26 protein-coding genes are annotated in these 19,010 nt (G+C 65.7%); 6 read left to right on the top strand and 20 right to left on the bottom strand.

The genetic code is table 11. From position 1 onward, the window contains the following. Positions 1-3 precede the first annotated feature (3 nt). The 9 genes from M0209_RS16110 to M0209_RS16070 form a co-directional block, all read right to left on the bottom strand. On the bottom strand, positions 4-486 hold the full coding sequence (locus M0209_RS16110; protein ID WP_258889297.1) for a GNAT family N-acetyltransferase: 483 nt from the start codon (positions 484-486) through the stop codon (positions 4-6). Then, a complete protein-coding gene (locus M0209_RS16105) occupies positions 483-1,400 on the bottom strand; it encodes an EamA family transporter (protein ID WP_258889296.1) in 918 nt (305 codons plus the stop codon). The genes M0209_RS16110 and M0209_RS16105 overlap by 4 nt, the downstream gene beginning before the upstream one ends. Continuing rightward, entirely contained in the window at positions 1,397-2,317 is a 921-nt protein-coding gene (locus M0209_RS16100) for a DMT family transporter (RefSeq protein WP_258889295.1), read from the bottom strand. Before M0209_RS16100 ends, M0209_RS16105 begins: the two co-directional genes overlap by 4 nt. Next, a complete protein-coding gene (locus M0209_RS16095; protein ID WP_258889294.1) occupies positions 2,314-2,835 on the bottom strand; it encodes a type II toxin-antitoxin system VapC family toxin in 522 nt (173 codons plus the stop codon). The genes M0209_RS16100 and M0209_RS16095 overlap by 4 nt, the downstream gene beginning before the upstream one ends. Beyond that, on the bottom strand, positions 2,745-2,996 hold the full coding sequence (locus M0209_RS16090; protein ID WP_258889293.1) for a type II toxin-antitoxin system Phd/YefM family antitoxin: 252 nt from the start codon (positions 2,994-2,996) through the stop codon (positions 2,745-2,747). Before M0209_RS16090 ends, M0209_RS16095 begins: the two co-directional genes overlap by 91 nt. Positions 2,997-3,042: 46 nt before the next feature. Beyond that, positions 3,043-4,158, bottom strand: coding sequence for a flavodoxin-dependent (E)-4-hydroxy-3-methylbut-2-enyl-diphosphate synthase (gene ispG, locus M0209_RS16085; protein ID WP_258889292.1), 1,116 nt, complete (start codon positions 4,156-4,158; stop codon positions 3,043-3,045). 62 nt (positions 4,159-4,220) lie between these two features. After that, positions 4,221-5,066 carry an SH3 domain-containing protein gene (locus tag M0209_RS16080; RefSeq protein WP_258889291.1) on the bottom strand — a complete coding sequence of 282 codons (846 nt, stop codon included), beginning with the start codon at positions 5,064-5,066 and terminating at the stop codon, positions 4,221-4,223. Between the two features lie 97 nt (positions 5,067-5,163). Next, positions 5,164-6,474, bottom strand: coding sequence for a PepSY domain-containing protein (locus tag M0209_RS16075; RefSeq protein ID WP_258889290.1), 1,311 nt, complete (start codon positions 6,472-6,474; stop codon positions 5,164-5,166). A gap of 55 nt (positions 6,475-6,529) precedes the next feature. Next, positions 6,530-6,901: a hypothetical protein gene (locus M0209_RS16070; RefSeq protein ID WP_258889289.1), complete on the bottom strand. Its 372-nt coding sequence runs from the start codon at positions 6,899-6,901 to the stop codon at positions 6,530-6,532. A gap of 85 nt (positions 6,902-6,986) precedes the next feature. Between M0209_RS16070 and M0209_RS16065 the strand changes: the two genes are divergently transcribed. Together M0209_RS16065 and M0209_RS16060 are read left to right on the top strand one after the other, a co-directional pair. Continuing rightward, a complete protein-coding gene (locus tag M0209_RS16065) occupies positions 6,987-7,910 on the top strand; it encodes an isoaspartyl peptidase/L-asparaginase family protein (RefSeq protein WP_258889288.1) in 924 nt (307 codons plus the stop codon). Positions 7,911-8,019: 109 nt separating this feature from the next. After that, positions 8,020-8,466: a hypothetical protein gene (locus M0209_RS16060; RefSeq protein WP_258889287.1), complete on the top strand. Its 447-nt coding sequence runs from the start codon at positions 8,020-8,022 to the stop codon at positions 8,464-8,466. 35 nt (positions 8,467-8,501) lie between these two features. On the opposite strand, the gene M0209_RS16055 is transcribed toward M0209_RS16060, so the two are convergent. Beyond that, positions 8,502-8,825 (bottom strand): hypothetical protein, encoded by a 324-nt coding sequence (locus M0209_RS16055; protein ID WP_258889286.1) that lies wholly within the window; start codon positions 8,823-8,825, stop codon positions 8,502-8,504. Between the two features lie 83 nt (positions 8,826-8,908). On the opposite strand from M0209_RS16055, the gene M0209_RS16050 reads away from it, so the two are divergent. Continuing rightward, entirely contained in the window at positions 8,909-9,742 is an 834-nt protein-coding gene (locus tag M0209_RS16050; protein WP_258889285.1) for a S1/P1 nuclease, read from the top strand. On the opposite strand, the gene M0209_RS16045 is transcribed toward M0209_RS16050, so the two are convergent. Genes M0209_RS16045 through M0209_RS16035 form a run of 3 tightly spaced genes read right to left on the bottom strand, consistent with a single transcriptional unit; the run spans position 9,739 to position 11,109 of the window. Further along, the gene (locus M0209_RS16045) at positions 9,739-9,999 is read right to left on the bottom strand and encodes a hypothetical protein (RefSeq protein WP_258889283.1); all 261 of its coding nucleotides are present in this window, start codon (positions 9,997-9,999) and stop codon (positions 9,739-9,741) included. The genes M0209_RS16050 and M0209_RS16045 overlap by 4 nt on opposite strands. 1 nt (position 10,000) lies before the next feature. After that, a complete protein-coding gene (locus tag M0209_RS16040; RefSeq protein WP_408988214.1) occupies positions 10,001-10,201 on the bottom strand; it encodes a toxin-antitoxin system HicB family antitoxin in 201 nt (66 codons plus the stop codon). A 2-nt stretch (positions 10,202-10,203) separates the two neighbouring features. After that, positions 10,204-11,109, bottom strand: coding sequence for an SPFH domain-containing protein (locus M0209_RS16035; RefSeq protein ID WP_258889281.1), 906 nt, complete (start codon positions 11,107-11,109; stop codon positions 10,204-10,206). 129 nt (positions 11,110-11,238) lie between these two features. Here M0209_RS16035 and M0209_RS16030 point away from each other — a divergent pair, with 129 nt between their 5' ends. After that, the gene (locus M0209_RS16030; protein ID WP_258889280.1) at positions 11,239-12,645 is read left to right on the top strand and encodes an NAD(P)-binding protein; all 1,407 of its coding nucleotides are present in this window, start codon (positions 11,239-11,241) and stop codon (positions 12,643-12,645) included. Here M0209_RS16030 and pal read toward each other — a convergent pair. From pal to ybgC, 6 genes are all read right to left on the bottom strand, one after another. Then, positions 12,632-13,144 carry a peptidoglycan-associated lipoprotein Pal gene (pal, locus tag M0209_RS16025; protein ID WP_258889279.1) on the bottom strand — a complete coding sequence of 171 codons (513 nt, stop codon included), beginning with the start codon at positions 13,142-13,144 and terminating at the stop codon, positions 12,632-12,634. The two genes, M0209_RS16030 and pal, sit on opposite strands and share 14 nt — an antisense overlap. A 47-nt stretch (positions 13,145-13,191) precedes the next feature. After that, positions 13,192-14,577: a Tol-Pal system beta propeller repeat protein TolB gene (gene tolB / locus M0209_RS16020; protein ID WP_408988242.1), complete on the bottom strand. Its 1,386-nt coding sequence runs from the start codon at positions 14,575-14,577 to the stop codon at positions 13,192-13,194. Positions 14,578-14,582: 5 nt separating this feature from the next. Further along, the gene (locus tag M0209_RS16015; RefSeq protein ID WP_258889278.1) at positions 14,583-15,407 is read right to left on the bottom strand and encodes a TonB C-terminal domain-containing protein; all 825 of its coding nucleotides are present in this window, start codon (positions 15,405-15,407) and stop codon (positions 14,583-14,585) included. Then, entirely contained in the window at positions 15,394-15,837 is a 444-nt protein-coding gene (gene tolR, locus M0209_RS16010; RefSeq protein WP_258889277.1) for a protein TolR, read from the bottom strand. The genes M0209_RS16015 and tolR overlap by 14 nt, the downstream gene beginning before the upstream one ends. A gap of 121 nt (positions 15,838-15,958) precedes the next feature. Then, complete coding sequence (gene tolQ / locus M0209_RS16005; protein WP_258889275.1) at positions 15,959-16,660, bottom strand: protein TolQ; 702 nt, start codon at positions 16,658-16,660, stop codon at positions 15,959-15,961. Beyond that, positions 16,661-17,104, bottom strand: coding sequence for a tol-pal system-associated acyl-CoA thioesterase (ybgC, locus tag M0209_RS16000; RefSeq protein WP_258889273.1), 444 nt, complete (start codon positions 17,102-17,104; stop codon positions 16,661-16,663). A 123-nt stretch (positions 17,105-17,227) separates the two neighbouring features. On the opposite strand from ybgC, the gene M0209_RS15995 reads away from it, so the two are divergent. Together M0209_RS15995 and M0209_RS15990 are read left to right on the top strand one after the other, a co-directional pair. After that, positions 17,228-17,668: a hypothetical protein gene (locus M0209_RS15995; protein WP_258889272.1), complete on the top strand. Its 441-nt coding sequence runs from the start codon at positions 17,228-17,230 to the stop codon at positions 17,666-17,668. Continuing rightward, a complete protein-coding gene (locus M0209_RS15990; RefSeq protein ID WP_258889271.1) occupies positions 17,665-17,871 on the top strand; it encodes a helix-turn-helix transcriptional regulator in 207 nt (68 codons plus the stop codon). Before M0209_RS15995 ends, M0209_RS15990 begins: the two co-directional genes overlap by 4 nt. Here the strand turns inward: M0209_RS15990 and ruvB are convergent. After that, complete coding sequence (ruvB, locus tag M0209_RS15985; RefSeq protein ID WP_258889270.1) at positions 17,851-18,906, bottom strand: Holliday junction branch migration DNA helicase RuvB; 1,056 nt, start codon at positions 18,904-18,906, stop codon at positions 17,851-17,853. The two genes, M0209_RS15990 and ruvB, sit on opposite strands and share 21 nt — an antisense overlap. Between the last annotated feature and the right edge of the window lie 104 nt (positions 18,907-19,010).

The raw sequence follows: 19,010 nt of genomic DNA, 5'->3' as shown, positions 1-19,010 counted from the left end.
CGGTTAAGATCGCTTTGCCAGCGCCATCAATGCGTCGCCCTCGACACGGTTGACCGTCCATTCGTCCATCGCCTTTGCGTCCAGCGATTTGTAGAAAGCGATGGCAGGTTCGTTCCAATCTAGTACCGACCATTCGAGCCGCGCACAGCCACGTTCCAGCGCCAGTTGCGCGAGCCGGGCCAGCAGTGCCTTGCCGAGACCGCTGCCGCGCGCTTCGGGGTCGACGAACAGGTCTTCGAGATAGATGCCGGGCCGCCCCTCGAAGGTCGAGAAATTGTGGAAGAACAGCGCAAAGCCGCGCGGCTGCCCGTCGATTTCGCCGATCAACACTTCGGCCATGGGCTTGTCGCCGAACAAGTGGCAGCCGATCAGCGTCCGGTCGAGCCGCACCTCGTCGGCCAGCCGCTCGTATTCGGCGAGCGCGCGGATGAAGCCGATGACGAGATCGAGGTCGTCGACTGTTGCTGTGCGGATCGAAACGGTCATACCGGTTCCCCTCTTACGAACCGCTCGGCGAGGCGCGGCCACAGGATGCCGAGCGCGAGGCCCGACATCACGAGCAGCGCGGCGAGCAATTTCCAGTCCTGCATCGGCTCGCCGAGAAGCGCCGCCGACGCAGTCATGCCGAAGACGGGGACCAGGAGCGCGAGCGGTGCGACCGTTGCCGCCGGATAGCGCGCGAGCATCCAGCCCCAGACGCCGTAACCGAACATCGCATTGCCGACTGCCTGCCACACGACCGCCGCCCAGGTGGCGAGGTCGGCGCTGCGGATGCCGTTCGCCATTGCCGTCGGCCCTTCGAACACGAACGCCAGCGCGAACAGCGGCGGGACCGCGAACAGGCTCGACCAGACGACATAAGCCAGCATGTCGACCTTCCCCGCCGCGCGCGACACCATATTGCCCGACGACCAGCTGAACGCGGCGATCAGCAGGAGACCGAGGCCGAGCGGCGTGATGCTGCCATCGGTATGCGAGACGATGACGCCCAGCCCGCCGACCGCGAGCAGCAGGGCGACGACCTGCACCGCCTTCAGCCGTTCTCCGGTCAGCGCCATCGACAGGCCGATGGTGAAGAACACCTGTGTCTGCATGATGAGCGAAGCGAGTCCCGGCGGCGCGTCGGCCCGGAGCGCAATGAACAGCGCGCCGAACTGGCCCGCACCGATCAGCAACCCATAGGCAGCGAGGTTCGCCCAGCTTGCCGCCGGACGCTTGAGGATGAACACCATCGGCACGACGACGGCGGTGAAGCGCAGCGCGGCGAGCGTCAGCGGCGGCAGATGGGCGAGTGCCACTTTGATGACGACGAAATTGCTGCCCCACACCGCCATCACCGCGATGGCGAGCAGCAGATGCGCGGGCGTCAGCGACGTGCGTTCGACCATTTGGGCGCTCATGCCGCCGCTTCCAGATGCGCGGTGTCGGGCCGTCCGCCACGCGCCGCGATGATGCAGCCGGTGACGATCAGCGCGGCGCCCGCGACCGTCGTCCAGGTCACCGCCTCATTGTAGAAGATCGCGCCCATGATCGCGGCCCAAACGAACGCGGTATATTCGACCGGCACCAGCACCTGCGCCTCGGCGCGCGAATAGGCCCAGCTGAGCAGGAACAGCGAGCAAAAGGCGAGTGCCGCCGACAGGACGAGCATCGGCCAGTGCGATGCGTCGGGTACGGTAAAGATCGACGGCGCGAACAGGAGGACGACGGGTAGTGCTGCCAGAAGGAACCCGCCCGCCGTCACATTCTGGAAAAACGCCACTTCGGCCGGCGGGGCGAGCAAGGCCTGTTGCCGCATCAGGATGATGTTCCACGCATAGAAGACAGCCGAGAGGAAGATCGCCGCAACCCCGTCGAGATGGCGCGGGCCACCGTCGTCATTGACGATGCGCGCGGCGAGCAGCACCGCGACGCCGCAAACGCCGAGGAGCGAGGCAATGATGCTGTGCCGCCCGACCGTCTCGCCAAGCAGCACGACCGCGAGATAGAGCGCGATCAACGGCGCGATAAACGACAGCGCAATCCCCTCGGCCAGCGGCACCCGCGCAATCCCGTAAAAGAACGACACCGCCATGATCGAGGCGACGAACCCGCGCAGGATATGGATGCGGATGCCCGCCCGGCTCGGCCAGCCTTTGCGCGTCAGGAAATACGGGCCCGCGCTGATCAGCCCACCGATCCCCTGCCGCCACAACATTGCGCTGTACGCCCCGAGTGCAATCGCCAGCCCCTTCATTGCAGCATCCATCGCCGAGAAAAGCGCAATGCCGAGGCAAGCGACAGCGAAGGGGACGGCGGTTGAGCGTGCCGTTTTCATCGTTGCTCTCCGAGCAACAGATGATCGACCTGCAACAGCGCGGCCGCCGCCGCCATAGCTCGATCGGCGGTAACGACCCGACAGTCGCGGCGCGTCGCCACGGCGAGATGAAGGGCATCGCCGGGACGTAATTTGGTGTCGAAGCGCCGGACGAACCCGTCGGCCATCGCAATATCGGCCGTTTCGACCGGGAGCATTTGGGCTGCACCATCGCGCCAGCGGTCGAATTCGGTCAATGCGTTGTGCGCGTCGTCGTCGGTATAGACCCGCTCGCGCACCAGCCGCGAGAAAGCCGATGCGACTTCAAGCGCCGTAAAGTCGCTGATCCGCAAGGCTTCGTCGTTTGCCGTTAGAAAGGCCTGAACGAGTTCCGTGCGTGCCTCGTCGGCGAACAGGGGGACAACAACGCTGGCATCGAGATAGATCGCTACCAGGGCCTTTCGTCCTTCATCTCCTGAAGAATTTCGAGTGAGGGTCGCGGCAGTCTCGGTCGCGTCTTGCGCCGTTCGGCGAGCCATTCGAGGCCGGCGCGGGGATCTTTCTGGCTCTCGTCGCGCGTCGGATTGATCTCGGCGACGGCCTGCCCTCGCCGTGTGATCACCACGCGCTCGCCGGCTAGTGCCTTGTCGATCAGTCTGGGTAGCCCGCTTCGCGCTTCTGCAATGGAATAGGAGGACATCACAGCTTCCTTATGTACATCCATATGTCCATTCGGCCGCGTTACGTCAAGCCGCGAGGCTGATCCCCGCCTCGATCTCCGCTGCTTTCGCTTCGACCAGCTTGACGATGTGTTCGACCATATCGGCGTCCTGCACCGTGTGGTCGGTGACGCCCGAGAGATAGACCATGTGCTTGCCATTGCCGCCGCCGGTCAGGCCAATGTCGGTTTCGCGTGCCTCGCCCGGACCGTTGACGACGCAGCCGAGGATCGAAAGCGACATCGGGGTGCGGATGTGCTGGAGGCGTTCTTCGAGTGTCTGCACGGTGCGGATGACGTCAAAGCCCTGCCGCGCGCAGGACGGGCACGACACGACGCGCACGCCGCGATTACGGATACCGAGGGCTTTCAGAATTTCGAACCCGACGCGGACCTCGTCTTCGGGTTCGGCGCTGAGCGACACACGGATGGTGTCGCCGATACCGTACCAGAGCAGGCTGCCGATGCCGATCGCCGACTTGACCGTCCCGCCGACAAAGCCGCCCGCCTCGGTAATGCCGAGATGCAGCGGGCAATCGACTGCTTCGGCCAATTGCTGATAGGCGGCGACCGCGAGGAAGAAGTCCGACGCCTTCACCGCGACCTTGAATTCGTGGAAGTCGTGGTCCTGCAACAGCTTGATATGGTCGAGCGCGCTTTCGACCAGCGCCTCGGGACAGGGCTCGCCGTATTTTTCGAGCAGGTCTTTTTCCAGACTGCCGCCGTTCACCCCGATGCGGATCGCGCAACCGTTCGCCTTGGCCGCGCGCACGACTTCGGCCACGCGCTCGGACGAGCCGATATTGCCGGGATTGATCCGCAGACAAGCCGCGCCCGCATCGGCAGCTTCGAGCGCGCGCTTATAATGGAAATGGATGTCGGCGATGATCGGGACGTTGCTGGCACGCACGATCTGCCCCAGCGCGGCGGTGCTCTCCACATCGGGGCACGAAACACGGATCAGATCGACCCCCGCCTCCTCGCAGCGCCGGATCTGCGAGATCGTCGCGCCGGGATCGCTGGTCGGGGTATTGGTCATCGTCTGCACCGTCACCGGCGCATCGCCACCGACAGGGACATTGCCGACCATGATCTGGCGCGAAGTGCGGCGCGTGATGTCGCGCCAGGGGCGTATAGAGGACATGGGCGGCGCTATAGCGAAGCGCCACCCATCCGTCACGTCACTGATTCATGCGCGCGTTATGCTCAGACCCGTGTCATCACCCAGGCGCCGGTCTTGTCCTTGCACGCCTGATAGGTTTCGGACTGGGCGGCCTCGCCCGGCACGCTGACGTTCTGTTTGACGATCTTGCAGCTCGACGCGACCGCGACCGATTTTTGCAGCAGCGGGGCGGAGACATAGCCCTGGGCGACGCCGCCGTCGCTGACCAGCATCCACGGGCTGCCCGTGACCGAGGCGGGCACCCAGACACGCTGGCCGGGAGTGAGTTTGGCCAGCACTGTGCCCGTCGTGTTGGGCGCGCTGCGGACGTTGGCCGCACTTGCCGAAGTGTAGCTGCCGCCGACCTTCGTGAAGCCGCTGGCCGGTTCGACGCCGTCGGCGAACTTCAGGTCGCCGAGCGACGAGCCAGCTGAATTGGCGACCTCGACCTTGCCCGAAGCACCGGTTTCGGTGTTCTGCCATTCCTGGCTCTTGCCCGACGCGATCGCCGCCTGGGTCGCGCGTTCAGCGCGCATCCGGTCGTTCTTTTGCAGCTTGCAGCCGAGCGCCGATCCGGCCGCCGCGCCGAGCGCGCCGCCGAGGATGGTGCCGACCGTGCCCTTGATCTTCGAGCCGATCAGCCCGCCGACCGCACCGCCCGCCACCGCGCCGATGATCTGTTTATTGCCGCCCTCCGAGCAGCCGAAGATATTGCCGAGCAACCCGCCCCCGGTGCTGCGCTGGCCGTCGTCGACATTGGCCGCGCTGCGGTTCGCCAGCACCTGTTCGGCGGCCTGCGCAATCGTCGGATCGATGGCGTGCGCGGGCACCGAAACCAGTGCAAGGGCGGCGACCGTCGTCAGGCCGAAGGATGTCCGTGCGAAGCTCATCGTCTCTCTCCCCAATCGTTTGCAATCGGCACAATGTCACAATTTGGCGCTGAATGCGCTGTGAATCGAACCCGGGCAATTGTGAAACTTGGTGACGTCACGACGTCGTCGCGCGCAGGCCGAGCCAGCGGGCGAGGACCGGAATCCGGCGCAGGACGAGCAGCTCGACGAGCAGGATCACGACCAGCGACAGGGCCAGCATCGGCAGCATCGCGGCGAGGATGAGGACGATCGCGACCACCCCGCCGATCCGTGCCGGCGTTTTCGGCAGCGGCGGTGCGCCGAGCACGCCGTCGGGCTTGCGCCGCCGCCACAGGACGAAGCTCGACGCTGCCAGCCCGACCAGCATCAGTGCGGTGAGCAGACCGATGAGCTGGTTGGCCCAGCCGAACAGCGCGCCCTCGTGCCACGCGATGCCGTACGCCACCGCGCGGTCGATGATGTGCTTGTCGGCCTGTCCAGAGCGGCTCAGTTCGTTACCTGTGGCGGCATCATAGGTGATGGTGACGCGTTGCGGCCGGTTCTGTGTGTCCGATTTGACGGTCCAGACCATTGTTTCGGCAGGCGGTTTGACGAGCACCGGCGCGGGCAGATTTTCGGTTGCAGCCTTTGCCACGATAGCGTCGAGACCCGGCGCGTTCGGGGCGGCCATTACCCGCAGCATCGCGGCGTGATCGTGTTCGGCGTGTTCTCCCCCGGTTTTCCAGTCCTGCTTGCCCTTGACCCAGCCGAGTTCGGCGCGGGCGAGCTTGAATCCCTCGCCCCAAACGCCCGCCCAGGGGAGCGCGGTGACCAGCAGGACCAGCGCAAGGCCCGACACCCAGAAGCCGGTCACTGCGTGCAGATCGCGCCACAGAGCGCCGCGCTGCCATCGGGGCCAGACGACGCCTGCCGCGCCCCGACCCCTCGGCCACCACAGGTAAAGGCCGGTCAGCACCATGACGATGGCCCAGCTGCCCGCCGTCTCGACAATCCAGCTGCCGGTTTTGCCCGCCAGCAACGTTCCGTGAATGCGGCTGGCAAGCGCGCTGATCCGCGTTTCAGGATCGATACTGCCCAGCACCTTGCCCTGCGGCGAGACATAGACATCGCGCATCGTGCCCGAGGCGAGGCCAATATGGACGACCGGCGCGTCACCGGTTTCGGCGGGCAGGCGGTAGCTGTCGAAGCGGCTGCCCGGGAATGCCGCCAGCGCCGCGTTTCGCTGTGCGGAGGGCGTCGCGGCACCGGCACCCGGTAGATTCTGGAAGCTGCGTTCCTGCCAGCGGTCGAGCTGCGGCTTGAACAGGAACACCGCGCCGGTCAGCGAGAGGACGAGGATGAACGGCATGACGAACAGCCCGGCATAGAAATGCCAGCGCCAGACGGTGCGGTAGAATGCATTGGTTGCGGGATCGCGGACAGCCACGGCGGCCTCCCTGAAATCTGAAACACGGACAGCCGCAGGCGAACGCGGCGACGGATCAGATCAGGCTTGGCGGTCCGATGGCGGGCGGCGGCGGGGCCGGGACACCGATGTGCGGTGCGCGGACCAGCGGGCTCGGGACTTGCGCGACGGGCGCGAGGATGACCGGCGCGGCAAGCACAGCCGGAACATCGGGTGCAGTGGCGACGGCAAGCGACGCAAAGGCGCAGCCCCCGCTGCCCGGCATGGCGGGAGTCGATTTGCCGGGGATGTGGATGCTGGCGGCACCCTGCCCCGAACACATCGCAATGGTAAAGCCATTCGCATCGGCGACCGGCATGAACCCCGGCGCAACGACCAGCCGCACCGCAAGCGCGCAAGCCACTAGCCACAGGCCGAGGGTACGGAAGCGGGGCGCGGTGCGGGTCACGGGGCGGCGCTTACATCCCAAGCCGTTCGCGCGAAAGCGATTTGGGTTCTTTGTTTCGCGCACCCGTCCTGATACCGCCCTCCGCATGACCGAACCCCAATGGACTCTCGTCATTCACGGCGGTGCCGGAAAGATCACGCCCGACAAGATGAAGCCAGGGCAGGAGGACGCGATCCGTGCGGCGCTGCACCGGGCGCTCGACGCGGGGGCGGCCATTCTGGAGCGAGGCGGCGCGGCGCTCGATGCGGTCGAGGCGGCGGTGCGGGTGCTCGAGGACGACCCGAATTTCAACGCGGGGCGGGGCGCGGCGCTGAGTTACGACGGCGTCGCCGAGCTCGACGCCGCGATCATGGACGGGCGGACCCGCGACGCGGGGGCGGTCGCGCGGGTCACGACGACGCGCAATCCGGTCAGCCTCGCCCGGGCGGTGATGGACAACGGCCGCCATGTCTTCCTCGCCGGGATCGGAGCCGATGCGTTTTCGCAAAGCTCGGGCGTGGAGCAGGTCGACAACGACTGGTTCATCACCCCCGAACGCCGCGCCAACCTGATCGAGCTCAAGGCCGACAATGCCGATGCCTATGACGTCGACATGAAATACGGGACGGTCGGCGCGGTGGCACGCGACCGCCACGGCCATGTCGCCGCGGCAACCTCGACCGGCGGCGTCACCGGCAAGCGCTGGGGCCGGATCGGCGACACCCCCGTCATCGGCGCAGGCACCTATGCCGACGACCGCGCGGGTGCAGTGTCGGCAACCGGCTCGGGCGAGTTCTTCATTCGCGAGAATGTGGGGCACGAAATCTGTGCGCGGGTGCGGCTCGGCGGGGTGGACATTGCCTCGGCGGCGCGCGCAGTAATGGCCGACGTGAAGGATATGGGCGGCAGTGGCGGCGTCATCGTGGTATCGCCACAGGGCGACGCGAGTTGGTCGTTCAACACGCCAGGAATGTACCGCGCGCGGGTTTCCTCGATCTCGGCTCGCGTGATTGGAATATTTGGCGAATGAGCGGTTCGGCGTGACGCCGGTCACGCTCCCTCGTCGCAAGCGCGTGGCACCTTGACTGCGGGAGGGTTCGCCGGTCCGGCGCGCCGCCCGACAACAAGGAGCGTAAAAGATGAAATCGTTCAAACTGTTTGCGGCGATTGCCGTCGCACCGATGATGCTGTCCGTTGCCGCCCCGGCGATGGCGCAGAACTACCCGCTGGTCGCGGGCGATTATGCCCAAATCACCGATATCAAGATCGAATCGGGCGGCGACTATGATTATGCCAACTGGCTGGCGGGACAGTGGCGCAAGAATCAGGAGTTCGCCAAGGCGCAAGGCTGGATCAAGGACTTCAAGATCTGGTCGAATGTCTACAGCCGTTCGGGTGAGGCGGACATCTATCTGATGGTAACGATGGCGGCCATTCCCGACGGACCGGAGGGCGCGCGGCGCAGGGAGGCCTATCGCAAATTCGTCGCGCAGAGCGATCAGCAGCTCGCAGCGGCGTCGGGCGATCGTGGCAAGTTCCGCAAGGTACTGGGAACGACCCTGTTGCAGGAACTGAAGTTCAAATGAGGGGTGTGCCGGGCGTTCGCACGCCCGGCACTTCGTTATTCGCCCGTGAACCGGTAGGTCCGCACTTCGCACACGTTGACCTTGCGCGCGCGGGTCTTGTCGTCGTCGAAGCTCGCCTTCAGGTTGAAGTCGCACGCGTCGCCGCCGCCAACCACCAGCTGCGCCGACTGGCCCGGTTTCAGGATCGTGTCACCGAGCATGTCCTCGTCGACCGGTGTTCCCGTCGTCGGCGAGGCATAGAGGCGCGTCATCGTGTGCGCGGTCGCGTTGACGACCGTCAGGCGACGGTCCGCCGCCTGCGCCGCAACCGAAGTCGCCGCGATCAGTCCGCCCAGCACCAGAAACTTCACCGTCTTCAAGTCTTTATCTCCTCGCCCCGTTGCCGGAGCCCGCGTCACAGGGATATGACCCCGGTAACGTCGCAATCAATAGGGCCGCCTGCATGTATCGCCTGTTAATGGGATTGCTCGTGATAGCGCTGCCCTCGCCCGCGTTCGCCTGGTGGGAATACGGGCATGAGACGGTGGCAAAGATCGCGCTGGCCGAGGTGAAGCCCGCGACGCGTGCCAAGGTGCAGGCCATGATGCGGCAGGGCGCGCTGCTCGCGACGCCGACGTGCAAAATCGATACGGCGGAGGGGCTGGCCTATTGGCCCGACTGTATCAAGACGCTGAAGGACCGGTTCAGCTATGCGTACAGCTGGCATTACCAGAACGTCGATGTATGCAAGCCGTTCGACCTGAAATCCGCCTGTGCCGACGGCAATTGCGTGTCGGCGCAGGTGACGCGCAACGCCAAACTGCTCGCCGACAAGAGCCTGCCGATGCGCGAACGGGTGATGGCGCTCGCCTTCCTCGTGCACTTTGTCGGCGACCTGCATATGCCGCTCCACGCGGGCGACCGCAGCGACCGGGGCGGCAACGACCTGAAAATGTCGTACGGCGCGTTCGCGGGGTCGCGGCTCAATATCCACAGCATCTGGGACGGCTATCTGGCCGAACGCGCAATCTCGTCGCCGCCGGACGGGGCGCAGGGATTGACGACCGAAGTTCGCCCGGGAATGGCCGACGGCAGTGTCGAGGACTGGAGCCGCGAAAGCTGGGCGGTCGCACGCGATGCCGCTTATGGCGCGGCGCTCGGCGACCCCTGCGGCCCGAAACCCGCGCGGGCCACGCTCGACAATGCGAAGATCGAGGCATTGGTGCCGGTAGTACGGTTGCAGGTCGAGCGCGGCGGAATGCGGCTGGCGCGGTTGCTGGACGAGGCTTTGCGTTAATCGTCGTTTCCCCAACGCCAGCGCCAACCGCCTTCGGTTCTTGCTGCGTAGATTGGCAGTGGGACGACGCCCACGACGATCATGACGAGCCAGTCTTTGCCGTCCAACCGACCCTGCGTGACGATCGCAGCACCGATGAGCAACGCACAATGCGCCGTCAGCAGCAGCCAGCCCTGCCAAGCGATCGGAAGACCTGCGCCATATCCGAAGCTTTTCGCGGCGAACCAAGGTTTGCCGTTCAACAAGTTGTGCAACATCTTAGCCTCCTTTTGTCGGCGGCCGACCCCGTTTCGGCCCTTCGCTCTGCCCGACCTTCACCCCCCGCCGCGCCAAAGCCTCGCGCAACAGGCATTCGATCTGGGCATTGACGCTGCGCAGGTCGCCCGCCGCCGCCCGCTCGACCGCACCGTGGAGCAGCGGGTCGAGACGCAAGGCAAAGGGTTTCCGGGTCTCCGCCATCACTATTGGTAGAGCGAGCCGGTATTCACGATGGGCTGGGTGTCGCGCTCGCCGCACAGCACGACCATCAAATTGCTGACCATCGCCGCACGGCGCTCGTCGTCGAGTTCGACGACTTTCTTTTCGGACAGCATCTGCAACGCCATTTCGACCATGCCCACGGCACCCTCAACGAGTGTCTTGCGCGCCGCGACCACAGCCTCGGCCTGTTGACGCCGCAGCATTGCGCCGGCAATTTCCTGGGCATAGGCAAGGTGTGTGAAGCCGCACTCGTCGACGGTGATCCCCGCGACGCTCAGCCGCTCGATCAACTCGGCACGGAGTTCGACACCGACTTGCTCGTGGCTGCCGCGTAACGTCACTTCCTGATGCGTGAAATCGTCATAGGGATAGCGCGCGCCGATGGTACGGATCGCCGCCTCGATCTGGACCATCACGAATGCCTTGTAATCGTCCACGTCGAACAGCGCCTGCGCGGTGTCGGTGACGCGCCAGACGACTTGCGCTGCCATCTCGATCGGGTTGCCGCGCAGATCGTTGACCTTGATCTTGTCCGAAATCAGGTTGTTGGCGCGTGCCGACACCTTTTTCTTGGTGTACCACGGCAGTACCCAGCGCAAGCCGGTGGTGCGGTCGGTGCCCTTATAGGTGCCGAACAGCGTCACCGCCGCCGCCTGATTGGGCTGAAGCATGTAAAAGCCCGAAATGACGAGCACGAACGCGACGATGCACAGCCCCGAACCGATGACCTCGGCCGGGCCGCCCATGTCGCCAGCCAGTCGCGCAATCAGCGCAAAGGACGCGCAGAACAGCGCGACCGCCACGCACAGCATCACATAGCCGCTGTTCGTCGAGGCCCGGAACTCCCGGCTGGCATTCAGCGCCGACGAATGTTGCGAATCTGTCATCGAAACCCTCCCGTTAAAGTGATATCATCTTTATATCGGCTTTGACGGGCGGGCAAGCGAAATCGGTCGGTGCCATGGACCGGTTGTCAGCGATATGCTTTGCTGCGGTAAAACAGGGGAGAGCGCCGGATGGCCGAGATCGAGACCGACTATCTGGTGGTGGGCGCGGGTGCCGTCGGGCTGGCGTTCGCGGACACGCTGCTGACCGAAGCCCCCAATACGCGCATCGCCATCGTCGACCGGCATGGCAAGCCGGGCGGGCATTGGAACGATGCCTATGCGTTTGTGGCGCTGCACCAGCCGTCGGCGTTTTACGGGGTCAATTCGCTCCAGCTCGGCAGCGGGCATATCGACACCATCGGCGTCAATGCGGGGCTGAACGAGCTTGCCTCGGGCCCCGAAGTCAGCGGCTATTTCGACACGGTCATGCGCCAGCGCCTGCTCCCGAGCGGGCGGGTCGCCTATCTGCCGATGAGCGACCATGTAGGAGAGGGCCGGGTCGTGTCGTTGCTGTCGGGTGCGGAAACAAATGTCGCGGCGAAGAAGATCGTCGATGCGACCTATTACGGCACCACCGTCCCGTCGACGCATACGCCCAAGTTCCATGTCGGCGAGGGCGTCCGGCTGGTCACGCCCAATGCCCTGCCGCATCTGTGGCAGGCGAAGGGCGCGAAACCGAAGCGCTATGTCATCCTGGGGGCGGGCAAAACCGCGATGGATGTCGGCGTATGGCTGCTCGGCAGCGGTGCCGCGCCGGACGCGATCCAGTGGGTGATGCCGCGCGATTCCTGGCTGCTCAACCGGCTCCGGACCCAGCCGGGTATCGAATTCTTCGACACCACTATCGGCGGACAGGTCGCGCAGATGGAGGCGTTTGCACAGAGCGGTTCGGTCGAAGAGATTTTCGAGCGGCTGGAAGCAGCGGGGGTCACGCTCCGCATCTATCCCGACCGGCAGCCAACGATGTTCCATTATGCCACCATTTCCGAGGGAGAGGTGGCCGAGTTGCGGCGCATCACCGACGTCGTGCGGCTGGGGCGGGTGCAGTCGATCGGCAGCGACACGATGGTGTTAGAGGAAGGCACCGTGCCGGTCACGCCCGACACGCTGTTTATCGACTGCACCGCGTCCGCCGTCGAAGTCCGTCCAGCGCTGCCGATCTTCGACGGCAACCGCATCACGCCGCAATTGGTGCGGGTGCCGCAACCTGCATTCAGCGCCGCGCTGGTCGCCTATGTCGAGGCGCATTATCCCGACGATGCGGCAAAGAACGCGCTGTGCCGCACCGTCCCCTTCCCCGAGACGCTGGGCCATTATCCGATGTGCAACATCGTCAACATGATGAACCAGTTTGCGTGGAGCCAGGACAAGGCGCTCAGCCGCTGGATCCGCGACAGCCGCCTCGACGGATTCGGCAAGGTCATCGCGGCAGTGAAGCCCGAAGACACCGAAAAGGTCGAACTCCTGACCCGGTTCCGCAGCACCGCGATGGCGGCGATGGTGAATCTGCAGAAGCTGACCGCTACTGGATCGTGACCGTCACCGCTCGCCGGTTCTTCGCATAGGCATCCTCGTCGGATCCCGTCGCGTCGGGGCGTTCCTTGCCGTAGCTGATCGTCGTGATCCGTGCCGCATCGACGCCGAGTGCCGACAGCGCATTCTTGGTGGCATTGGCGCGGCGTTCGCCGAGCGCGAGATTATATTCGCGGGTGCCGCGTTCGTCGCAATGCCCCTCGATCGTCACGCGCTTCTGCGGATAGCGGGCAAGCCACGCCGCCTGCGACTGGAGCGTGGCGCGATCCTGGGCATCGACGCTGGCCTCGTCGAGCGCGAAAAAGATGCGGTCGGCGGCGACGCTGGCGACGAAATCCTCCTGGCTGCCGGGGACGGGCGCGGTGCTGGTCGGGCCGGTCGGCACCACAGGGCCAGTCGAATCGACCGGCGCGGGCGGCAACACGGCGGGCGGCTTTTTCGCACAGCCCGCAATGGCGATCAGCGAGGCCGCGAGCAGCAGCGTGGCGGGGCGTTTCGTCATGATCGAATCTCCTTACTCTCGACTACCATTCTTCCCCCGAAACGAACTCAGGGCAATAACGGTCCCCAGGTCGGATCCGATCCATCGACCGGCGTCGGCAGGCGGCGTTCGTTCACGCCGGTCAGGTCGACCTGCCACAGCGACGACTTGCCACCGCGCCCTTGGCTGGTGCGGAAGAACTGGATGACGCGGCCGTTGGGCGACCAGGTCGGCGCTTCGTCCTGCCACGAATTGGTCAGGACGCGCTCGCCCTGTCCGCCGGGCGTCATCACCCCGATGCGGAAATTGCCCTGCATGCGGGTGAAAGCGATCAGGTCGCCGCGCGGCGACCATTCGGGGGTGGCGTAACGACCGCCACCGAAGCTGATCCGCTGCTGGTTCGATCCGTCGGCATTCATCACATAGAGCTGCTGCGAGCCGCTGCGGTCGCTTTCGAAGACGATTTTCGACCCGTCGGGCGAAAAACTGCCGCCGACATTGATGCCGGGCGTGCTCGTCAACCGGCGCGGGGTGCCGCCGCCCGCTGCCGACACCGCATAAATGTCGGTATTGCCGGCCTGGCTCATCGAATAGAGGATCGTCCGTCCGTCGGGCGACCAGCGCGGTGCAAACGCCGCCGCACCTCCCTCGGTGACCAGCCGCTGCCGACCGGTGCCGAGCTCGTAGATATAGATGCGCGGCCGCTTGTTGGCGTAGCTGAGATAGACAATCGACTTGTAATCGGGCGAGAAGCGCGGGGTCAGGACGATGTTCTGGCCGTTGGTCAGGAAACGGTGATTGGCCCCGTCCGAATCCATGATCGCGAGCCGCTTGACCCGGTTTTCCTTGGGGCCCGTCTCGGCGATATAGGCGACGCGGCTGTCGAAGAACGGCGTCTCGCCCGACAGCCGCGAATAAATGGCATCGGCGCATTTGTGCGCGGCGCGGCGCCAATCGGACGGCTGCACGACATAGCCCGCGCGGGTGAGCTCGCTCTTCAGCGCGACGTCGTAAAGGTAACAGCCGACGGTGATCTCCCCGCCGGGATTGGCACGGACGAAGCCCTGCACCAGCGCCGCAGCACCCCCATTGGTCCAGCGCGCGAAATCGGGTGCGGTGACTTCGGCGAACCCGATGCCGGGGACGCCCGATGGGCCGACCGGCTTGAACAGGCCCGATCCGCGCAGATCGGCGGCGACGACTTCGGCGACCTGTCGCCCGAGCGCATCGGTGCTGCCCGCCGCCGTGGTCGCGACCTGCGGCGTCGGCATGACAGGGACCGCGATGACGAGGTCGTTCGACGTTTCGTCGGTGACGTCGACCTTGATCTGCGCGGTCGCGGGGGCGGTCAGTGCCAGCAGTGCTCCTGCGAAAGCAGGAGCCTTGGCGACGCGAGCTAAAGTACAAATCGACAGGGCTCCTGCTTTCGCAGGAGCACATTGCTTGTGGCGCATCCTCATCATCCCAACCTTTTGTCGAAGCCTACCGGCTCCAGAACCTTCCATGCGTCGTAAAGTTCTGCGGGCAGGACGAATGGAGCCGCCAACCGCACCGCCTTGACCGCCGCTTCCTGGTGCAAGCGCACCTGCGCGCGATTGCTGTCAGTGACGCCCGTTGTCTCGATCACCCGCACGGCCGCTACGGTGCCATCGCGCGCGAGCGAGATGCTGAGCGTGGTGCGGAGCTTTTCGGCGTCGGCCCCGGTCGGCGCCTTCCAGTGCGGTTTCAGCTGGCGCAGCACTTCGCGCGCCAGCGACGCTTCGACGGCAGGACCGGCGGCGGCGCGCGGGGTTTGCGCGGTGCTGGCGGTCGGGCGGTCGCTGACGCCTTTCAGGAAATCATTGCCCAGCCGCGACCCGCGCGGCGGCGCTTGCGGCAGCGGTCGCGACAGGTCGAGTGCGAGTTTCGGACGCGGCGGCGCGGCGGGAGCGGGCTTTGCGGCTGGTTTGGGCGAAGGCGTCGCGACTTTCGGCGCGGGCTTCGGCGTCGGCTTGGGCGGCGTCGGCGCAGGCGCGACTTTGGGCAAGGGTGCGGGGGTCGGTTCCGGCAAAGGTGCCTCGACCGGCGGTCCCACCTCGGGTGCGACGCTCGGCGCAGGCTCGACCGGCGACGGGTTCGGCGCAGTGTCGCGCAGGCCCACTTCATCGACAATCTGGATATCGACCGGCTGGGTCAGCGACGGCACCGGCTTCGGCGCGAGCGTCAGCCCGAGCGACAATATCCCGAACAACAGGATATGCCCGACGGCGGCGACGCCGAGGCCGGTCGCTTCAGCGCGCTGCATCCGTCCCCGAACCTTCGACCGTCACCAGCGCCACCCGCGTCAGGCCCGCGCGGCTCAGTTCGCCCATCACGCGCATCACCCGCCCATAATCGAGGCTGCGGTCGGCGCGCAGGAATACCTGCGGCCCTTGATCGCCCGTGCCGCGCGCCGCAACGCGGGTCAGTTCGTCGGGAAGCGCGGCGGGCGCGACTTCGAGGTCGTTGAGGAAAATTCGTCCGTCGGCATCGAGCGACAGCTGCACGGGCTTGGCATCCTGATCGAGCGCCTTCGACCGCGCATCGGGCAGGTTCACCGGCACCCCGGCGACCAGCAGCGGTGCGGTCACCATGAAGATGATCAGCAGCACCAGCATGACGTCGACCATCGGCGTGACGTTGATCTCCGCCATCGGCGCACGGCGGCGGGACGTGTGGCGCGAGGGGGGGGTCATGAGCAACGCTCCTCGCCGAGCGCCAGCGAGGTGCTCGTTCGAGCGCCAGCGAGAACCACAGCGGCGCGGACCTCGCTATCGCTCGGCAGGGCTTCTCGCTGGCGCTCGAAGAAGAGCACGCTCACAGCCCGTCCAACTCCCGGCTAAGCGTGGCGTGGAACCCGTCGGCAAAGCGCCCCAGCCGCGCCTCGATGCGGTTCAGGCGGTGCGAAAAGCGGTTGTAGGCGACGACCGCCGGAATGGCGGCGAACAGGCCGAGCGCGGTCGCAAACAGAGCCTCGGCAATCCCCGGCGCCACCACCGCCAGCGAGGTGTTCTGCGCCGCCGCGATGCCGGTGAAGCTCCGCATGATGCCCCACACCGTCCCGAACAACCCGACGAACGGCGCGACCGAACCGATCGTCGCCAGCCAGTTGAGCCGCTCTGCCAGCTTGTCGATTTCCGCCGCGACACCGGCACCGAGCGCCGTCGACAGGCGGGCGCGGGTGCCATCACGGTCGATCTTGCCGCCACGCCCCTTGGTCGATTGCCGCCATTCCGCAAGGCCCGCCGCGAACACCTTGGCGCTCGGCACTTCGTTCTCGCGGTGCTCGCGCGCAAAGCCCTCGACGTCCTCGGCCTTCCAGAACGCCCGCTCGAAACTGTCGGAGCCCTTGGCCGCGCGTCCGATCCGCACGCTCGAGGCAATGATGATCGCCCAGGTCCAGATGCTGGCAAGCAGCAGCAGCACCATGACGCCCTTCACGACCAAATCGGCCTGAAGGAACAGCGCCACCGGCGACATCGTCGCGGGGTCGGTCGACAGGGACAGCATCTCGTTCATCTACGCACTCGCAATTCGGGTAAAAGCTTCGACCCAGGGTTTCGGTTGCCGCCGCGGCCGCCCCTCGCGGGTCAGGAACGCAGCGGTAACGGTTGCTTCGGTCAGTAGTTCATCGCCGCGCATGACGGCCTGATGAATGGTCGCGGTCGCCGCCCCCACAGCCTGCACCCGGCTGACGACGGTCAGCGCATCGTCGAGACGGGCAGGGCGACGGTATTTAATGCTCAGGTCGGCAACGGCATAAACGCCCTCGCCGCTGTCGAACGCCGCGCGCTGGTCGATGCCGACGCACCCCAGCATGTCCGACCGCGCGCGTTCCATGAAGCGCAGGTAATTGGCGTGATAGACGACGCCCGACAGGTCGGTATCCTCGAAATACACCCGCACCGGGAAACGGTGGACGGGGCCGTCGAAGACACCGGATGCGGGGGTGGGGTTAACCATAGCGCGGCTGTAGCGGGTGCGAGTCAGCGAGGGAATCCCTGTTCGCCGCTCCAAAAGAAACTGCTTGCGGGCATGTAACTCAAAGGTTACATGTCACCTATAGGTTACTCTGGGAGCCGCGCTATGCAGTCCGATCACGCTCTTGCCGAGCAACTGATGAAGCGCCGTGCCAATGCCCTGTTTGTGCTTTCGCTGGTTTTCGTTGTGACACAGGGGAGCTTCATCGGCGGCCATGCGACGCCGGGGCCTCTCAAACTGGCGGCTTGGGTGGTCTTGGCGGTCGTGTTGCTCACCTTCTTCGCATCCGGTGGCGGATGGACGCGGTCGGCTAACGTTCGCGCACTGATGAACGACGAAAGCACACGGGCGCACCGCGCGCGGGCAACGACGATCGCCTTCTATAACATGATGGCGAGTGGCATTGTGGTCTATGGGCTCGGCATGGTGAAACCGGTCAGCGGCGGCGAGGCGGCCCACATCATCATGACGGTCGGCATTGCGTCGGCGCTGATGGCGTTCTGGGGCCTTGAGCGCGCGGCGATGCGGAGTTCCGGCGGCCAATGACCTGCGAAATTGCCAATACCCTGCGCGAGGCGCGCACCGAAAAGGGCTGGACGCAGGCTGAGCTGGCGGACGCCGTGGGGGTCAGCCGCAAGACGATCAACACGGTCGAGAACGGCGTATTCGTGCCCTCGACGACACTCGCGCTGAAACTGGCGCGGGCGCTGGGGCAGCCGGTCGAGACGCTATTTTCCCTCGTCGAATAGGCCGTCCTGCGATCCCGCCGGCGGGTTGAGGCCGAGATGTTTCCAGCCGCCTGCATTGAGGCAGCGCCCGCGCGCGGTGCGGGCGATCAGGCCGAGCTGGATCAGATAGGGTTCGATCACCTCCTCGATCGTGTCGCGCGGCTCGCTCAGGCCTGCCGCCAGCGTTTCCACCCCGACCGGCCCGCCGCGATAGATGTCGGCGATCATGTGCAAATAGCGCCGGTCCATCGCGTCGAGACCCATCGCGTCGACCTCCAGCCGGTTGAGCGCGGCGTCGGCGACCTTGGCGGTCACGCTCGCCTCACCCGCGACATTGGCGAAGTCGCGGACGCGGCGCAGCAGGCGACCGGCGATGCGCGGGGTGCCGCGCGACCGTTTGGCGACCTCCGCCGCGCCATCGGGCGCGATGTGCAGGTCGAGCAGGGTCGCGGCGCGGGTGACGACGCGCTCCAGCTCCTCGACCGAATAGAAGTTCAGCCGCACTGGAATGCCGAAGCGGTCGCGCAGCGGCGTCGTCAGCAACCCCTGCCGCGTCGTCGCGCCGACGAGCGTGAACTTGGGCAAATCGATCCGCACGCTGCGCGCCGACGGACCCTCGCCGATCATCAGGTCGAGCGCGCGGTCCTCCATTGCGGGATAGAGGATTTCCTCGACTGCGGGCGCGAGCCGGTGGATCTCGTCGATGAACAGGACGTCGCCGTCCTCCAGATTGGTGAGCAGTGCGGCGAGATCGCCCGACTTGGCGATGACCGGGCCGGACGTGGCGCGAAACCCGACGCCCAGTTCGCGCGCGATGATCTGCGCGAGCGTCGTCTTGCCCAGCCCCGGCGGCCCGAAGAACAGCACATGGTCGAGCGCATCGCCGCGCGACTTCGCCGCCTGAATGAACACGCGCAAATTATCGCGCGCCGCCTTCTGCCCGACAAACTCGTCGAGCGACTTGGGGCGCAAGGCTGCGTCGATGTCCTCGGGCTGGCGCGACGGGGTGGTGAGGGGGTTGATGTCAGGCACGATCAATAACATCCAGTCGTGCATCGCATCGCGAGCAAATGCGTTCGGGCCAAAGCAAGTACGCTTTTTTCATAAAATAAAGTTCGAACCAGCTCAAGCGATCACTATGAAACTTCAACGGGCTCTTG

The sequence above is a fragment of the Sphingomonas sp. SUN039 genome (genome assembly GCF_024758725.1).
Classification (GTDB): Bacteria; Pseudomonadota; Alphaproteobacteria; order Sphingomonadales; family Sphingomonadaceae; genus Sphingomonas_O.
This window is presented reverse-complemented; position numbering and strand designations above follow the sequence as displayed.

Coding starts and splice junctions, on each gene's coding strand:
- M0209_RS16110 (WP_258889297.1), bottom strand. CDS start 486: ATGACCGTTTCGATCCGCACAGCAACAGTCGACGACCTCGATCTCGTC.
- M0209_RS16105 (WP_258889296.1), bottom strand. CDS start 1,400: ATGAGCGCCCAAATGGTCGAACGCACGTCGCTGACGCCCGCGCATCTG.
- M0209_RS16100 (WP_258889295.1), bottom strand. CDS start 2,317: ATGAAAACGGCACGCTCAACCGCCGTCCCCTTCGCTGTCGCTTGCCTC.
- M0209_RS16095 (WP_258889294.1), bottom strand. CDS start 2,835: ATGGCTCGCCGAACGGCGCAAGACGCGACCGAGACTGCCGCGACCCTC.
- M0209_RS16090 (WP_258889293.1), bottom strand. CDS start 2,996: ATGTCCTCCTATTCCATTGCAGAAGCGCGAAGCGGGCTACCCAGACTG.
- ispG (WP_258889292.1), bottom strand. CDS start 4,158: ATGTCCTCTATACGCCCCTGGCGCGACATCACGCGCCGCACTTCGCGC.
- M0209_RS16080 (WP_258889291.1), bottom strand. CDS start 5,066: ATGAGCTTCGCACGGACATCCTTCGGCCTGACGACGGTCGCCGCCCTT.
- M0209_RS16065 (WP_258889288.1), top strand. CDS start 6,987: ATGACCGAACCCCAATGGACTCTCGTCATTCACGGCGGTGCCGGAAAG.
- M0209_RS16060 (WP_258889287.1), top strand. CDS start 8,020: ATGAAATCGTTCAAACTGTTTGCGGCGATTGCCGTCGCACCGATGATG.
- M0209_RS16050 (WP_258889285.1), top strand. CDS start 8,909: ATGTATCGCCTGTTAATGGGATTGCTCGTGATAGCGCTGCCCTCGCCC.
- M0209_RS16045 (WP_258889283.1), bottom strand. CDS start 9,999: ATGTTGCACAACTTGTTGAACGGCAAACCTTGGTTCGCCGCGAAAAGC.
- M0209_RS16040 (WP_408988214.1), bottom strand. CDS start 10,201: ATGGCGGAGACCCGGAAACCCTTTGCCTTGCGTCTCGACCCGCTGCTC.
- M0209_RS16035 (WP_258889281.1), bottom strand. CDS start 11,109: ATGACAGATTCGCAACATTCGTCGGCGCTGAATGCCAGCCGGGAGTTC.
- M0209_RS16030 (WP_258889280.1), top strand. CDS start 11,239: ATGGCCGAGATCGAGACCGACTATCTGGTGGTGGGCGCGGGTGCCGTC.
- pal (WP_258889279.1), bottom strand. CDS start 13,144: ATGACGAAACGCCCCGCCACGCTGCTGCTCGCGGCCTCGCTGATCGCC.
- tolB (WP_408988242.1), bottom strand. CDS start 14,577: ATGCGCCACAAGCAATGTGCTCCTGCGAAAGCAGGAGCCCTGTCGATT.
- M0209_RS16015 (WP_258889278.1), bottom strand. CDS start 15,407: ATGCAGCGCGCTGAAGCGACCGGCCTCGGCGTCGCCGCCGTCGGGCAT.
- tolR (WP_258889277.1), bottom strand. CDS start 15,837: ATGACCCCCCCCTCGCGCCACACGTCCCGCCGCCGTGCGCCGATGGCG.
- tolQ (WP_258889275.1), bottom strand. CDS start 16,660: ATGAACGAGATGCTGTCCCTGTCGACCGACCCCGCGACGATGTCGCCG.
- ybgC (WP_258889273.1), bottom strand. CDS start 17,104: ATGGTTAACCCCACCCCCGCATCCGGTGTCTTCGACGGCCCCGTCCAC.
- M0209_RS15995 (WP_258889272.1), top strand. CDS start 17,228: ATGCAGTCCGATCACGCTCTTGCCGAGCAACTGATGAAGCGCCGTGCC.
- M0209_RS15990 (WP_258889271.1), top strand. CDS start 17,665: ATGACCTGCGAAATTGCCAATACCCTGCGCGAGGCGCGCACCGAAAAG.
- ruvB (WP_258889270.1), bottom strand. CDS start 18,906: ATGCACGACTGGATGTTATTGATCGTGCCTGACATCAACCCCCTCACC.